The 15772-nt window shown below is 71.9% G+C and carries 10 protein-coding genes and 1 pseudogene; 4 read left to right on the forward strand and 7 right to left on the reverse strand.

Features of this window, described 5'->3' with window-relative positions:
* A pseudogene (locus tag ACZLKG_RS10410) lies at window positions 1-607 on the reverse strand (hypothetical protein); the annotation flags it as partial.
* A 454-nt stretch (window positions 608-1061) separates the two neighbouring features.
* Between ACZLKG_RS10410 and glgX the strand changes: the two are divergent.
* The 3 genes from glgX (at window position 1062) to treZ (ending at window position 7990) form a co-directional block, all read left to right on the forward strand.
* Complete coding sequence (gene glgX, locus ACZLKG_RS10415) at window positions 1062-3350, forward strand: glycogen debranching protein GlgX (RefSeq protein WP_425708820.1); 2289 nt, start codon at window positions 1062-1064, stop codon at window positions 3348-3350.
* Between the two features lie 102 nt (window positions 3351-3452).
* Window positions 3453-6038: a malto-oligosyltrehalose synthase gene (gene treY, locus ACZLKG_RS10420; RefSeq protein WP_425708821.1), complete on the forward strand. Its 2586-nt coding sequence runs from the start codon at window positions 3453-3455 to the stop codon at window positions 6036-6038.
* Window positions 6035-7990 (forward strand): malto-oligosyltrehalose trehalohydrolase, encoded by a 1956-nt coding sequence (gene treZ / locus ACZLKG_RS10425; RefSeq protein ID WP_425708822.1) that lies wholly within the window; start codon window positions 6035-6037, stop codon window positions 7988-7990. Before treY ends, treZ begins: the two co-directional genes overlap by 4 nt.
* Here the strand turns inward: treZ and ACZLKG_RS10430 are convergent.
* From ACZLKG_RS10430 to ACZLKG_RS10450, 5 genes are all read right to left on the reverse strand, one after another.
* The gene (locus ACZLKG_RS10430) at window positions 7987-8742 is read right to left on the reverse strand and encodes an iron ABC transporter ATP-binding protein (protein ID WP_425708823.1); all 756 of its coding nucleotides are present in this window, start codon (window positions 8740-8742) and stop codon (window positions 7987-7989) included. The genes treZ and ACZLKG_RS10430 overlap by 4 nt on opposite strands.
* Complete coding sequence (locus tag ACZLKG_RS10435; RefSeq protein ID WP_463648783.1) at window positions 8739-9758, reverse strand: iron chelate uptake ABC transporter family permease subunit; 1020 nt, start codon at window positions 9756-9758, stop codon at window positions 8739-8741. The genes ACZLKG_RS10430 and ACZLKG_RS10435 overlap by 4 nt, the downstream gene beginning before the upstream one ends.
* 76 nt (window positions 9759-9834) lie before the next feature.
* Window positions 9835-10824: an ABC transporter permease gene (locus tag ACZLKG_RS10440; RefSeq protein WP_425708825.1), complete on the reverse strand. Its 990-nt coding sequence runs from the start codon at window positions 10822-10824 to the stop codon at window positions 9835-9837.
* 111 nt (window positions 10825-10935) lie between these two features.
* Window positions 10936-12054, reverse strand: a complete 1119-nt coding sequence (locus tag ACZLKG_RS10445) for a siderophore ABC transporter substrate-binding protein (protein WP_425708826.1) — start codon at window positions 12052-12054, stop codon at window positions 10936-10938.
* Window positions 12055-12226: 172 nt separating this feature from the next.
* Entirely contained in the window at window positions 12227-13309 is a 1083-nt protein-coding gene (locus ACZLKG_RS10450; RefSeq protein WP_425708827.1) for a lipid II:glycine glycyltransferase FemX, read from the reverse strand.
* 124 nt (window positions 13310-13433) lie between these two features.
* On the opposite strand from ACZLKG_RS10450, the gene ACZLKG_RS10455 reads away from it, so the two are divergent.
* Window positions 13434-14459, forward strand: coding sequence for a lipid II:glycine glycyltransferase FemX (locus ACZLKG_RS10455; protein WP_425708828.1), 1026 nt, complete (start codon window positions 13434-13436; stop codon window positions 14457-14459).
* Between the two features lie 53 nt (window positions 14460-14512).
* On the opposite strand, the gene ACZLKG_RS10460 is transcribed toward ACZLKG_RS10455, so the two are convergent.
* On the reverse strand, window positions 14513-15760 hold the full coding sequence (locus tag ACZLKG_RS10460) for a carboxylate--amine ligase (RefSeq protein ID WP_425708829.1): 1248 nt from the start codon (window positions 15758-15760) through the stop codon (window positions 14513-14515).
* Between the last annotated feature and the right edge of the window lie 12 nt (window positions 15761-15772).

Below are 15772 nucleotides of genomic sequence, written 5' to 3' on the forward strand. Positions count from 1 at the left end.
GCAGCGCGCGGGCCTGCCGGGCCTGCCGACCCGCCACCGCCACGCTGGTCCCGGTCCGGTCCCGCAACCAGGTCCGGAACGACCGCTGCCCCTCCAACGCCCACACACCATCGGCCTCGACCTTCGCAGTCACCGCGGCGCGCGCGCCGGCGAGGCCTCGCTCGATGCGCTCGAGCAGGTCCAGCCCCTGCTGCGCCTCGCTACCGGTCAGGTCCTGCCACCGCTCCCCCGTCAGTCCCTCGACCAGAGCCGCCACAGCCTCCAGTCCCGCCAACGACCCCACCGGAATCGTTCGAGCCGCGGGAGCGTCAGCAGCGGGCGGGTCGTGCTCTGCCTGGCCGAGGTCGGTTACATCGACGTAACTGTCAGTAGCCGTCCCGGCGCGGTCATCGGCGCCGTGGGGGCTGTCGAGCTCACGATCGTCGCCGACGTCCGCGACGCCCGCATCGGCATCGCACCCGACGGCGTCGCTGACCTCCCCGGCCCCGGCGACATCGGAATCAGGGTCGGTCTCAGAGGCGGCGTCGTTCTGGGTTGCCTTCGTGGCGAGCCAGGCCTCGATCTGCGCGGAGAGCAGCTCCTCCAGAGCCGACCACTCCTGGTCCACGCTCACGTCCTCAGCCACTGCCCCCGCACCTCCTCGTGCCACTCGAACCGACTACCCCAATTCTACTCGAACACATATTCGAGGACAAGCGAAATGCCCGAATCTGTGGACAACTACGCCACATCCACCACCCACCCTGACCTGGGGAATAACCGTGCCCCCGACAACCCCGGCTTGCCGGCGACCGAACAGCGAACAGCTAGCGGCGAGCGAGTGGCACGACCGGCACGACCGGCACGAGGATGACCAAACGCCGTGCACCGACCGCCCGTACGGACCGGCGACCATCTCCCACGCACCGGCGGTCGCGCCGTCGCCGCGCGCACGCCCTCATGCACGCACGCCAACACACCCGCCGCCCGCACGTCCGTGCCCGCCTGTCGCGCTGTGACCATCCGCGCACGCCGGAGGGTCCGCGAGGCCCCCCGGTCGTGGACGTGCCACTCTTGTGCCCATGCAGCACTGGCCAGGCCACCCTTACCCCCTCGGCGCGACGTTCGACGGCGCCGGCACGAACTTCGCGCTCTTCTCCACGGTCGCGGACCGGGTGGAGCTGTGCCTGGTCGACGACGACAACGGCGAGGTCCGCGTCGACCTCACGGAGGTCGACGCCCACGTCTGGCACGGCTACTTCCCCGGGGTCAGGCCGGGCCAGCGCTACGGCTTCCGCGTCCACGGCCCGTGGGATCCCTCTCGGGGGCTGCGCTGCGACCCGACGAAGCTCCTGCTCGACCCCTACGCCAAGGCCGTCGACGGTCAGATCGACGGGCACCAGTCCCTGTTCTCCTACGACTTCGACGACCCGAGCCGCTTCGCGCCGCAGGACTCGCTCGGCCACACGATGGTCTCCGTCGTCGTCAACCCGTTCTTCGACTGGGGCAACGACCGTCCGCCGGGCCACGAGTACCACGACTCCGTCATCTACGAGGCCCACGTCGCCGGCCTCACGCGCCTCCACCCGGATGTCCCCGAGGAGCAGCGCGGCACCTACGCGGGCCTGGCCCACCCGTCGATCATCGAGCACCTCACGTCGCTGGGCGTGACCGCCGTCGAGCTCATGCCGGTCCACCAGTTCGCGCAGGACCCCCACCTCGTGGAGAAGGGGCTGTCCAACTACTGGGGCTACAACACGATCGGCTTCTTCGCCCCGCACAACGCCTACTCCTCCCAGGGCAGCCGGGGCGAGCAGGTCGACGAGTTCCGGACCCTGGTCAAGGCGATGCACGAGGCCGGCATCGAGGTCATCCTCGACGTCGTCTACAACCACACCGCCGAGGGCAACCACATGGGTCCCACCCTCAGCTTCAGGGGCATCGACAACCCCCAGTACTACCGGCTCGTCCACGGCGACGAGGCGCACTACTTCGACACGACGGGCACGGGCAACTCGCTCTACATGCGTAGCCCCCACACGCTGCAGCTGATCATGGACTCGCTGCGCTACTGGGTGCAGGAGATGCACGTGGACGGCTTCCGGTTCGACCTCGCCTCCACGCTCGCGCGCGAGCTCCACGAGGTGGACAAGCTCTCGTCGTTCTTCGACATCATCCAGCAGGACCCGATCATCTCCCAGGCCAAGCTCATCGCCGAGCCGTGGGACGTGGGTGAGGGCGGCTACCAGGTCGGTGGGTTCCCGCCGCTGTGGACCGAGTGGAACGGCAAGTATCGCGACACGGTCCGGGACTACTGGCGTGGTGAGCCCGGCATGCTGGGCGACCTGGCCTACCGGCTCTCCGGCTCCTCGGACCTCTACGAGCACTCGGGTCGCCGCCCGGTGGCGTCGATCAACTTCGTCACCGCCCACGACGGCTTCACGATGCGCGACCTCGTCAGCTACCACGAGAAGCGCAACGAGGCGAACGGCGAGGACAATCGCGACGGCGAGTCGCACAACCGGTCCTGGAACTGCGGCGTCGAGGGCCCCTCGGACGACCCGGCCATCAACGCGCTCCGCGCCCGCCAGCAGCGGAACATGCTCACCACCCTGCTGCTGTCCCAGGGCGTGCCGATGATCTCGCACGGCGACGAGATCGCCCGCACCCAGGGCGGCAACAACAACGTCTACTGCCAGGACAACGAGATCTCCTGGGTGGACTGGGACCTCGACGAGGACGCGCAGCACCTGCTCGGGTTCACGCGTGAGCTCGTCGAGTTCCGCCTCGAGCACCCCGTCCTGCGGCGCCGCCGGTTCCTCACCGGCGAGCCGCTCGCCGAGTCGCCGGACGGACTGCCCGACCTCGCCTGGTTCGCCCCCGACGGCGCCCCGATGGCCGACCACGACTGGGGCGGCGACGCCAAGACCATCGTCTGTTTCTTCAACGGCGAGGCCATCGCCGAGCCCGACGCGCGCGGCGAGCGGATCCTCGACGACTCGCTGCTCATCATCCTCAACGCCTCCCACGAGGACGTCCTCGTCACGCTGCCGCTCGCCGAGTGGGGGCCGACCTGGTCCGTCGTCCTGGACTCCGCCGGGGAGCGGACGCAGTCCGGCGATCTCGCGGCGGGTTCGCAGGTCACGGTGGTGGCCCGGTCGACGGTCGTCCTCCTGAGCCCGCAGGGCTCCCGTGAGGCGGCCCCCGCCGACGCCGTCGGTCGGACCGTCACGGGACGCATCCCCACCTCACCGGCGTGGGGCGGAGGCCGCCGCCAGACGGCGGTCACCGCCGACGAGCCCGACGACAGCCCCTCCCCCGACGACGACGGGAACCCCGAGTCCGACGCCGCCGCCGACACACCCGAGTAGGACCGGTCGGCCGCCCCCTGCCCGCTCCCGGAGCCGGCGGGCACGGACCTCCGCGACCGGGCAGACTGGACCCGGACGAGTCGACGACCCCGGAGGATGCACGTGACCACGCACCACGAGGCCAACGACACGTCGGCCACCGACCACCCGGCCACCGATCGCTCGGCCGTCGAGGCCACCACGAGGGCCGCGGCCGCCGCGCACCTGCCCGGTCCCGGCAGGCGTACCCCGGTGAGTACGTACCGTCTGCAGCTCGGTCCGGACCTCACGTTCGACGACGTCGGCAGACAGCTCGACCACCTGTCGAACCTCGGCGTCACGGACGTCTACCTCTCCCCCGTGCTCACCGCGGCGCCGGGCTCGACGCACGGGTACGACGTCGTCGACCACACGACGATCTCCGCCACGCTCGGGGGCCGTGACGGCCTCGAGCGGCTGGCCCGCGCCGCGCACGAGCTGGACATGGGCGTCGTCGTCGACCTCGTGCCCAACCACATGGCCGTGCCGACACCCGCCTGGCACAACCGCGCCCTGTGGTCGGTCCTCGCGCTCGGCCCCGACTCGCCCTACGCCTCGTGGTTCGACGTCGACCTGTCCGAGGGAGGTGGCGGCGTGCTCATGCCGGTCCTCGGCCGCCGCATCGGCGCCGCGCTCGCGGACGGCGAGATCGAGCTGACCACTGCCGTGGTGCCCGGCGAGGAGGACGCCGGCGAGCAGCACGTCCTCACCTACTACGACCACGTCCTGCCGGTGCGGGCCGGGACCGAGCAGCTCCCGCTCGCGGACCTGCTCGACCGCCAGTTCTACCGCCTGGCCTACTGGAAGGTCGCCGACGAGGAGCTCAACTACCGGCGGTTCTTCGACGTCGGCTCCCTCGCGGCGATCCGGGTGGAGGACGAGGCCGTCTTCGACGCCACGCACGGCCTGCTGCTCACGCTCCTCCACGACGGCGTCATCGACGCGCTCCGGGTCGACCACCCCGACGGCCTGGCCGACCCGCGCGGATACTTCCGGCGCCTCCACGAGGCCACCGGGGGCGCCTGGGTGGTCGCCGAGAAGATCCTCGAGGACGACGAGGACCTGCCCGGTGACTGGCAGGTCGCCGGCACCACGGGCTACGACGCCGCCTGGCGGCTGCACGGCATCCAGGTGGACCCGGCCGGTCTGCCGACCACCGGTGCGCTCATGCAGCAGATCGCCGGCGACGCGCCCGGCGACTACGAGTCGGTCCGGGACGCGGCCAAGCGGCAGATCGTCGAGGGCTCCCTCTACGCCGAGGTGCACCGCCTCGCCACCCTGCTGTCCGACGTGTGCGACGACGACGTCCGGCTCCGCGACCACTCGTTCCGGCCGCTGCTGGAGTGCGTGCGCGAGCTCGTGATCGCGGTGCACCGCTACCGTGCCTACGTCGTGCCGGGCGAGCCCGCGCCGCCGGAGTCGGAGGCGTTCGTCGAGGATGCCGCCGCCACCGCCCGGACCCGGCTGGACGCCGACCGGCACGAGACCCTCGACGTCGTCGTCGACCTGGTGCTGGGCCGCGAGGTGGGCTCCGCGGGGCGGACCCGCGAGGCCCGCCGGGACGAGATCATCGTGCGGTTCCAGCAGGTCTGCGGTGCCGTGACCGCCAAGGGCGTCGAGGACACGACCTTCTACCGGTGGACCCACCTGCTCTCGCTCAACGAGGTGGGCGGCGCACCCCAGCGCGGCTCGCTCTCGGTCGACGAGCTGCACGCCTGGGCCGGGCGCACACAGACGTTCTGGCCGGCGACGATGACCAACGGATCGACGCACGACACCAAGCGCAGCGAGGACGTCCGGGCACGCATCGGAGTGATCTCCGAGCACGCCGCGGCGTGGCGCTCCCTGGTCGCCGACCTGCGCGAGCTCACGGCCGAACGCCGCCCCGCCGACCTCGATGGGCGCACCGAGAACCTCGTCTGGCAGACGCTGGCCGGGACCTGGGGCCCCGACGGCCCGATCGAGGCCGTCCGCCTGACCGACTACCTGCTCAAGGCGGTCCGCGAGCAGAAGACCTGGACCACCTGGACCGACCAGGACGCCGCGGGCGAGGAGGAGCTCACGGCCTGGGTCGCCGCCATGACGGCCGAGCCGGCCGTGCGCGAACGGTTCGCCGGCTGGGTCGCGGACACCGCGCACTCGCTGCGCACCTCGGTGCTCGGGACCAAGGCGCTCCAGCTCACGCTCGTCGGGGTGGCCGACGTCTACCAGGGCACCGAGCTCCTCACCGACTCGCTGGTCGATCCCGACAACCGTCGCCCCGTCGACCACGGCGCGATCGCGGCCACCCTCGCCGAGCTCGACGCCGGCCGCACCCCGGGCGACCTGGGCGAGGAGAAGCTCGCCCTGACGGCCGCCGTGCTGCGCCTGCGCAGGCGCGTGCCGAACGCGTTCGTCGGCGAACGGTCCGGGTACGCGCCGCTGCCCACGACGACCCAGCACGCCGTGGCCCTCACCCGCACGATGGACGGCGAGCCCCGGGCCGTCACCGTCGCCACGCGCCTGGCCGAGGGGCTGCGTGCGCTCGGGGGGTTCCACGAGCACACCGTCGTCCTCCCGCCCGGCACCTGGACCGACGTCCTCACCGGCACCCGCCACGAGGGAGGCGCGACCCTGCTCGCCGAGCTCCTCGCCCACCGTCCCGTCGCCGTCCTGGAGGCCTCCGCATGATCCCCGACCCGCAGGACGCCCGGCCGCGGCACCCTCGCCCGCCGCTCGGCGACCGCGACGCGGAGACCGACGCCCTCGTGCGCCACCCGCTCGTCCCGGCCGTGTGGTCGCCCGACGCGAGCAGCATCGACGCCGTCGTCACCGCGGTCGGACCGGCCGACGGGGAGCAGCAGGCCGCGGCCCCCGCGGTCGGCCGCCACCGACTGGTCCGGCGGTCGGGCGGCTGGTGGACGGCCGACGCCCCCTGGCCCTCCGGCACGGAGTACCTCTTCTCCCGCGACGGCGGCGACCCGGTGCCGGACCCCCGCTCCGCCCACCAGCCCGACGGCGTCCACGGGCCCTCGCGGCTCCACGACCCCTCCACCTTCGACTGGACGGACATGGGCTTCGCCGGGGTCGCGCTCCCGGGATCGGTGATCTACGAGCTGCACGTCGGCACGTTCACCGCCGAGGGCACGCTCGACGCCGCGATCACCCACCTCGGAGGGCTGGCAGAGCTGGGGGTGACGATGATCGAGCTCATGCCGCTCGCCGCCTTCCCCGGCGTCCGGGGCTGGGGGTACGACGGCGTGGGCCTCTACGCGGTCCAGGACTCCTACGGCGGGCCGGCGGCGCTGCAGCGCTTCGTCGACGCGGCGCACTCCCACGGCCTGGGGGTGTGCCTCGACGTCGTCTACAACCACCTCGGTCCCGACGGCAACTACCTCGGCGTCTTCGCCGACTACGTCACCGAACGCCACCAGACCCCGTGGGGGTCGGGTCCGGACCTCGACGGCGAAAGGTCCGCCGAGGTGCGCGCGTTCTTCCTGGAGAACGCCCTGCGCTGGCTGTCGGACTTCCACGTCGACGCCCTGCGGCTCGACGCGGTGCACGCGATCGAGGACACCTCCGAGCCGCACCTGTTGGCCGAGCTCGCCGACCGGGTGCACGCGCTCGGCGAGAGCCTGGGGCTGCCGCGCACGCTGGTCGCGGAGTCGGACCTCAACGACCACGCGATGGTCACCCCGACGGCCGAGGGCGGCCTCGGTATGGACGCCCAGTGGGTCGACGACGTCCACCACGCCCTGCACGCGTGGCTCACCGGTGAGGGGGAGGGCTACTACGTCGACTTCGGCGCCGGGAGCACGCTCGCGCACGCGCTCACGCGCGTGTTCGTGCACGACGGCGGATGGTCCACCTTCCGCGGGCAGGACTGGGGACGGCCGGTCGACGACGACGTGGACGGCCACCGGTTCGTCGTCTTCGGCCAGAACCACGACCAGGTCGGCAACCGCGCCGTCGGGGACCGCCCGAGCGTCGTGCTCGACGACGCGCAGCTCGCGGTCTCCGCCGCGATCGTCCTGCTGTCCCCCTACACGCCGATGCTGTTCATGGGCGAGGAGTGGGGCGCACGCACGCCCTTCCAGTTCTTCACCGACCACATCGACCCCGACCTCGGCCGCGCCGTCACCGAGGGCCGTCGCGCGGAGTTCGCCCGCCACGGCTGGGGCGCGGACGGCGAGCAGCCCGAGGTCCCGGACCCCCAGGACCCCGCCACGCGCGAAGCCTCGGTCCTCGACCGGGACGAGGCGACGACGGAGCGCGGCCACCGCATCCGGGCGTTCTACGCCGCCGCGCTCGCGCTGCGGCGCGCGGAGCCGGACCTCGCGAGCGGGGACCGCTCGGCGACGGCGGTCGCGGTCGACGACGAGGCCGGCTGGCTGCGCATGTCGCGCGGCGGCATCGACGTCGTCGCCGTGACACGTGCGACGCCGGACGCGCCGACGACCGTTCCCCTCGCCGGCGCCGACGCGATCGGCGACCGGCCCGGCGCGGCCCCGTCCGAGCCCGGCGCGACCGTGGACGGCCCCGAGGTGCTGCTCGCCTGGGACCCGGCCACGACCAGCACCACCGCCGGGGCGGTCACGCTCGACGGGCCGGGCGTCGTCGTCGTGCGACGAACGGGCGCCTAGTAGTAGACCGCGAGGCGTCCGTCGGGGCCGTCGATGACGCGCACCGGGGTGTCGAACACCCGCGTGAGCACCTCGTCGGTCATGATCTCCTCCGACGTGCCGAAGTCGCAGACCATGCCGTCCTTCATCGCGCAGATGTGGTCGGCGTACTTGCCGGCGAAGTTGATGTCGTGCAGCACGATGACGACGGTCCGGCCCAGCTCGGTCGCGGCCCGGCGCAGGTGCTTCATCATCTGGACCGAGTGCTTCATGTCGAGGTTGTTGAGCGGCTCGTCCAGCAGCACGTACTCGGTGTCCTGCGCGAGCACCATGGCCACGTAGGCGCGCTGTCGCTGGCCGCCGGAGAGCTGGTCGAGGTAGCGGCCCTCGAGCTCGGAGAGGTGGAGGAAGTCGATCGCCTGGCTGATCAGCTCCTCGTCCCGCCTGGTCAGTCGCCCCTGCGAGTAGGGGAACCGTCCGAAGCCCACGAGCTGGCGCACCGTGAGCCGGGTGATGAAGTGGTTCTCCTGGCGCAGGACGGACACGATCTTCGCGAGGTCGCGGGACTTCGTGCTGGAGACGTCGTAGCCGGCGATCTCGATCGCGCCCGAGTCCATGCCGAGGAGCCGGCCCACCATCGTCAGCGTGGTCGACTTGCCGGCACCGTTGGGGCCGACGAGGGCCGTCACACCGCAGGCAGGGATCTCGATGGTGACGGGACCGATCGTCACCTCTGAGCTGTAGTCCTTGCGGACGGCGTCGAGCGTGATCACAGGCGCCCCTTCCTGAGGATGACGACGAGAAAGACGATGCCGCCGACGAACTCGATGAGGATCGAGACCACGCCGGCCGCCGAGAAGATGTTCCGCATGACGAAGTAGGCGCCGGACAGGACGACGAAGCCGGTGAGGCCGGCCATCGGCAGGGTGTACCGGTGGTCGTGCGTGCCGGAGAACTGGTAGGCGAGCGTCGCCACGAGGAAGCCGAGGAACGTCATCCGGCCGATCATCGCGGTGGAGACGGCCATGAGGATCGAGACGAGGAACAGCACCTTGATGATCTCGGCCCGGTGGTTGACCCCGAGTCCCATGCTGATGTCCCGGCCGAGGGCGACCACGTTGAGCCGACGGGCGCGCAGCAGGATGGCGCCCGTGGCGAGGACGCACAGCGGGATCGCGAGCGGGAGGTAGTCGGCGTCGGCGTTGGACACGGAGCCGAACAGGCGTGCGGTGAGGACGTCGAACTCGCTCGGCGTGAGCAGGCGCTGCATGAAGGTCGACACCGAGCCGAGCCCGGCGCCGATGATGATGCCGACGAGCAGCATGACCTGAAGGTTCGCGTACCTCCCGGACAGCAGCCATCCGTAGAGGAACAGCGCGAAGACCACCATGAGGGCGACCTGCAGCGCGAACTGGGGCACGCCCTGGACCGCGACGACCCCGGCGACGCCGAGGAAGTAGACCGCGGAGGTCTGGACCGCGACGTAGAGGGACTCGAAGCCCATGATCGACGGCGTGATGATCCGGTTGTTCGTCACCGTCTGGAAGGCGACGGTCGCGATCGCCTGGCACGTGGCCACCAGCGCCATGACGACGACGTCGGTGGCACGCATCCGCGCGATGATCCAGAACCGGTCGTCGGAGATCGGGACGGGGTTGTCGTAGGCGAGCAAACCGAAGCCGAAGCCGACCGACAGCAGGATCATGAGCGACAGCACGAGCCAGTAGCGCACCTGCTGGCGTCGCGTCTGGAAGGAGCCGGAGGTGCGCCGGGCGCTGCGGGGGCGCATCGGCGCCGTGATCTCGGGCGGGCCCGTCACGTCGTCCTCACCGGTGGTCGGCCCGGGGTCGTGGGCCGTCGTCGGGCTAGCCACGACGACGCTGCCGCAGGAGGAGGGCGATGAAGACGATCGAGCCGACGACCCCGAGCACCAGCGAGACCGGCACCTCGAACGGGGAGATGATCGTGCGACCGATGAGGTCGCAGACGGTGACGACGGCGATGCCGAGCAGGCACACCCACGGCAGGTTGCTGCGCAGGTCGTCGCCCCGGACCATCGAGACGATGTTGGGGACGATGAGCCCGAGGAAGGGCAGGTTCCCGACGACGACCGTCACCACCCCGGTGGCGATCGCGACGAGCGTGGTGCCCAGCAGGATGATCCGGTTGTAGTTGAGCCCGACGCTCGTCGAGATCTCCTCGCCGAGCCCGGCGACCGTGAACCGGTCGGCCACGAGGAACACGGCGACGCCGACGAGCGCGACGAGCCACAGCAGCTCGTACTGCCCACGCAGCACGGAGGTGAAGCTGCCGGCGAACCAGACACCGAGGTTCTGCAGCATGTCGGTCGTCAGCGCGACGAACGTGGAGACGGCGCCGATGACCGCGCCGAGCATGATGCCGACGATCGGGACGATGAGGGAGGTCTTGAGCGACACCCGGCGCAGGAACAGGAAGAAGATCATCGTGCCGACGAACGCGAAGATCACGGCCCCGGTCATCCGGCCGAGGATGCTCGCGCCCGGGAACAGGATCATCACCGTGAGGAGGCCCAGACCAGCCCACTCGGTGGTGCCCGTGGTCGTCGGCTCGACGAACCGGTTCTGCGTGAGGAGCTGCATGATGAGCCCGCACATGGCCATCGCGGCGCCGGCCAGCACGAGCGCGACCGTGCGCGGCACCCGGGTGATGGCGAACATGTCGACGTCCGTGGGGTTGTCGCCGAAGATGTCGTACTCGCCGGTCAGCAGGGACGCGACCAGCAGGAGCGCCACGACGGCGATGCCGACCGCGAGCCTGCGGTCGGCGAGCTTCCCCCTCGTGCGCGCTCGCGGCGCAGTGTCGGTCGTCGTCATGGTGTCTTTCGTCGAGGACGTCGTGGCTCGTGCCCCGCGCGGCCCGCGGGGCGAGGAGCGGCGGTGGGCCGGGTGGACGGGCCGGCCCACCGCCGCTGGTTCATCGCGGGATCAGGCAGCGCCCTCGAGGGCGTCCGCGAAGTCGTTGAGGAACTCCGTGTAGGTCTGGATGCCCTCGTTCGTGTAGGTGTCCTCGGGCATGTAGACGATCTGGTCCTCCTGGACGGCCGTGACGCCGGACAGCGCCTCGGAGCCGGTGAGGAGCTCCTGGGCCGGCGTGTAGCCCTCCTCGTCCGCCCCGACGGCAGCGTCGCGGTCCATGACGAGGATCCAGTCGGGGTTGGAGTCGGCGATGGCCTCGACCGAGATGTCGTCGCCCTGGTGGTCGTCGGACGCGTCGTCGATCTCGAGCGCCGGGGTCAGGCCGGCGATGTCGAAGACCGGGCCGAGCGTGCGGCCGACGGTCGGCGCGAGGTAGCCGATGTTGCCGCCAGAGGTGTTGACGGCCATGACCGTCTGCTCGGGGTCGTACGCGGCGGTGACCCGCTCGACGGCGGCCTCGAGCTCCTCGACCAGCGTCGCGGCCTCGTCCTGGTGGCCGAAGATCTCGCCGAGCTGGGTGACCTGCCGGGCGAGCTCGGCGTCGAACGGCTCGCCCTCGCGGGGGTCGAGGTCGGTGACGACGGCGTTCGGCGCGAGCTCGGCGAAGTCCTCGGCGTACTGGGTGAAGCGCTGGCCGTTGACGATGATGTCCGGGTCGGCGACGACCACGGCCTCCAGGTCCGGCTCGCGGTGGTTGCCGAGGTCGACGATCTCGTCCTGGTTGGGGAAGGTCACCGTCTCGGGCATGAGCGAGACGGCGGCGGCGGTGGGCTCGATGCCCCAGTCGGCCAGGGTCTCGAAGCTGCGGTTGTCGGTGACGACGATCGACTCCGGCGCGGAGTCGAGCGTGTGCGTACCGTTGTTGTCCTCGAACTCGACGGCGCCACCGGCGGCCGGGTCGTCGGAGCCTGCCTCGTCCGAGCCCGCCTCGTCGGAGCCGGTCTCCGACCCGTCGGAGCCGGCCTCGGGCTCCGTGTCGACGCCGCCCTCCTCCTCGGGGGCCTCCTCGCTCGTGCCGTCGTCCTCGGGCACCTCGCTCGACTCGTCGTCGGCGGACGAGCAGGCGGCGGTCGCGAGCAGTGCGAACGCGGCGGACCCGCCGATCAGGGTGCAGCGCAGGGTGTTCATGAGCTCTCCATCGGTCTAAGTGGTACGGGCCTCGCGCAGTGAGGTAAGGCGACCCTAACCGATATATAGCCAACGCGGAGGTGCCGAAAATCAGAAACAGGTGGAGAGATTGGTGAGTTGACTCTCACCCGACGAGTGTCGTCCACAGGGTCGACGGGACCGACCCAGAGGATCAGGCGTCAGCGGCGGCGTCTGCGTCGGACGTCGATCGGTGGAGCGCCGAGCGCACCGACGCCAGCGCGGCGACGGCGCGCCGCTTTCCGGCCAGTGCGGCCACGAGCGCCCGGTAGAGGGCGGGCCGCAGCGGGACGTCCCACGCTCCCGGCACCTCGGTGACGTCGTCGGAGAACTTGGTCTTGAAGTCCCGCACGCCGGTGAGGCGCGGTGCGCGCGGGGAGTCGATGCCCATGAGGTCGAAGGTGCGCACCCCCTCGGCCTGCAGGGTGGCCGCCATGTGCCAGACGAGCAGGTCGGGCGCGCCCGCCCGGCGGCCCGCGTGGCTCGATGCCGCGTAGTAGTACGTGGCCAGCCCCTCGCCGACCGTGACGATCCCCCAGCACAGGGGCTGCCCCTCGCGGTCGCGCACGACGAACAGCCGGGCGTGCTCCGGGCCGAGCGAGTCGAGCATGGTCGTGTACTGGCTCGAGACCGCGATGCCGAAGCCGTCGCGCTCGGCGGTCTCCTCCAGGAGCGCGTAGAGCTCGGCGAACCCGGCGGCGTCGATCCCGGTCTCCTCGCCGGGGACCAGGTCCTCGTTGCGGCCGGCCTTGCGCACGTCGCGCCGGCCCCGCTTCTTCATGCCGGCCAGGAGCGTCTCGGCGTCGCCGGTGCCCGCGAGGTCGAGGACGACGGTCCGGTCGTAGGTCACGGACTGCAGCAGCTCGAACAGGTCGTCCGCCGGGTGGCGGGCGTGCAGCCGGACGAACGCCGCCCGCGGCTCGGCGGCGCGGAGCGACCGGGTGAGCGCCCGGCGCAGCGCGTGCTCCGCCTCGGGGGTGTCGGCGGTGAGCCAGACGGGTCCGTGCCGGGCCCACAGGTAGGTGAAGCCGCGCCCACGCAGACGGGACAGCGCGAGGACGGCCTGCGGTTCGCCGTCGAGCAGCCAGGCCAGCCGGCCGGCGGGCTCACGCCCCGGCATCGCCGCGTCGTACGCGTCCCACGCCTCGGACTGCTCGACGGGGAGCTCGCGGCCGGCCGCGGCGACCGCCTCCTCCAGCGCGCCGGGGGTCAGCGGGACGATCTGCGAGCGGGGCACGGCACCTCCGGGTGCGTCGGGGAGCGGTGGGCGGCTCACGGGCGCCGGACACCGCACACCATACGCGTCGGCGATAGCCTGGCCCTGCCCGACGACCCGCGGGCGCCCATCCACCGGAGGTCACGTGACGCTTCAGCTCCGCCCCTGCGACGACGTCGAGTACCGGCGGCTCACCGCCGACGCCGCGATGCCCGTGGAGCAGACCATCGAGTGGGACGACTACGACGCCACCGTGGCCGGCCGCACCCCGTGGGGCCGGCTCGCGGCCTGGGAGGGGCGCGAGGCCGTCGCCGTCGTCTCGTTGTCGAAGGTCTCGGTCGGCGCCGGCGTCTCGTGGCTGTGGGCGAAGTTCGGGCCCGTCTGGCTCGACGAGCCGACCCCCGAGCGGGAGCGAGCGCTGCGCGACCAGCTGGCGGCGTCGCTCAGGCGCGTGGACCCGGGGGTGGCGTTCGTCCGGCTGCACGCCCGCTACGACGACGTCGACCTGGTCCCCGTCATGCAGGGCATCACGTTCGACTCGACGGTCGTCGTCGACCTCACCGGGACGGCCGAGGACGTTCTGGCGCGGATGAAGAAGCGCGGCCGGCGCGACGTGCGCAGGGCGGAGCGCGAGGAGGGCCTTACCGTCACGGAGGACACCGGGCTGGACCGGGCGGCGTTCGACGAGCTGTACGCGCTGTTCGAGGAGACCGGCGAGCGCGCGGCGTTCGGCGTGCACCCCGCCGACCGGTACCACGAGATGATGCGCCTCGTCGGGCCGGAGATCATGCGGCTGTTCGTCGTGCGCGACGCCGGCCGACCCGTCGCGTGGGCACAGGTCAACGTCATCGGAGCGCACGCGACGTACTCGATCGGCGCGTCGGGCGAGTCGGCCCGGCACTCCGGCGCGCCCGACCTGCTCCAGTGGGAGATCATGCAGCGGCTCCAGGCCGAGGGGGTGCGCACCTACGACCTCGGCGGCGTCGGCTCGGCGGAGTTCGACTCGCTCGCCGGGCTCACCATGTTCAAGACGAAGTTCCACCCCGACGTCGTCCCGGCCGCCGCCGCACGCGACCTCCCGGTGCGTCCCGGCGTGTACCGCACGCTCGTCGCCGGCCGGCACCTCAAGCAGGCGGCCCGACGGCGGCTGGCCGGGCTGCGCCGCCGCTGACCCCCGTCCCCGCGAATGAGCGGACTTCTGCCCGCCGCACGTGCGCAGCCGGCCTAGAACCCCGTGGCCGTGGGCCGCGGGTAGTGGGCCGCGAGCGCGCGGAGCTGGTTGAGGCCCGCCTGGCGGGCGTAGAGCGACCGGCGCAGGTTGCGGTCCCTGCGGTAGAGCAGCGGGTTGACCGCCCGGCGCCTCGCGAGCACACCCAGCACCTCGCGCAGGAGCCGCCGGTCGCGCACGTAGCGCGGCAGCACGACGGTCGGCACGAACGCCATGACGCCGCGGCGGGACGCCACGCGCTCCGGCAGCGCACGGCCCTCGACCCGGTCGGCCACGAGGGCCTCCATGAGGTTGAGCCCGCCCACGTTGACGTAGTAGCCGCCCCGTCCGGCACGCGGGTTGACGTCGAGCAGCACCCGCCGGCCGTCCCGCGGGTCGATCTTCACGTCGATGCTGAACAGGCCCGTCAGGCCGAGGGCACCGATCACCCGGCGGGCGTCCTCGAGCAGGTCGGGGTGCTCCCGGACGTAGATGATCCCCGCGTTGCCGATGAAGCCCGGCTGGTGGAGCCCCAGCAGGACCTGCCCGGTGGCGGCCATCGTCATCCGCCCCGAGGAGTCGACGTAGCCGTTGACGACCCACGTCGTCGTGTCGTCCCCGGGGACCAGCTCCTGGGCGAGGAACGTGCCGGTGAACCCGGCGCCCCGCACGAGGCGCAGGACGTCCATCGCCTCTGCCCGGTCGGCCACCGGGTAGGCCTTCTTCCGGCCCTCGAAGAACAGGTTGGCGTACGTGGTCCCGCCGTCGGCGGGCTTGAGGATCGCCGGCAGCGGGACCTCCTTCAGCGCGGCCGCCCAGGCGTCCTCGTCGTCGGTGAGCGACACCTCCGTACCCCGGGGCGTCGGGACGCCGACCGACCGCGCGACCTGCTCGAGGTTCGCCTTGTCCGACGCAGCGCGCACGAGCTCGGCGGGCGCGAGCCCCACGAGGTAGTTCTTCTCGAGGCGCTCGCGGTGGGTGAGCATCATGTCGACGTCCTGGTCCATCGTCGGCATGAGGAGGTGGCGTCGGTCGGGGTGGGCGGCGGCGTGCTCCTCGAGGCGGTCGAGGACGAGCCCGGTGTCGAGCGTCCCTCCCCTGCCCAGGTAGAGCTGGTCGAGGATCGCGCTGTGGTCCACGGGTCCGCGCGGCTGGTTGAGCACGATCGTCGAGCGGACCGAGAAGGCCTCGTGGAAGGCGCGGGCGACCGAGTAGGTGCCGAGGTCGGATCCGAGGACGACGGGGCGCAGGTCCGGGTGGCTCACCGAAGGAACTGT

The organism is Georgenia sp. Z2081 (assembly GCF_055326445.1).

What these genes read in the sequence shown, in the direction of transcription:
- glgX (WP_425708820.1), top strand. Translation starts at nt 1,062, where the DNA reads ATGCAGCACTGGCCAGGCCACCCTTACCCCCTCGGCGCGACGTTCGAC.
- ACZLKG_RS10445 (WP_425708826.1), bottom strand. Translation starts at nt 12,054, where the DNA reads ATGAACACCCTGCGCTGCACCCTGATCGGCGGGTCCGCCGCGTTCGCA.
- ACZLKG_RS10440 (WP_425708825.1), bottom strand. Translation starts at nt 10,824, where the DNA reads ATGACGACGACCGACACTGCGCCGCGAGCGCGCACGAGGGGGAAGCTC.
- treZ (WP_425708822.1), top strand. Translation starts at nt 6,035, where the DNA reads ATGATCCCCGACCCGCAGGACGCCCGGCCGCGGCACCCTCGCCCGCCG.
- ACZLKG_RS10435 (WP_463648783.1), bottom strand. Translation starts at nt 9,758, where the DNA reads ATGCGCCCCCGCAGCGCCCGGCGCACCTCCGGCTCCTTCCAGACGCGA.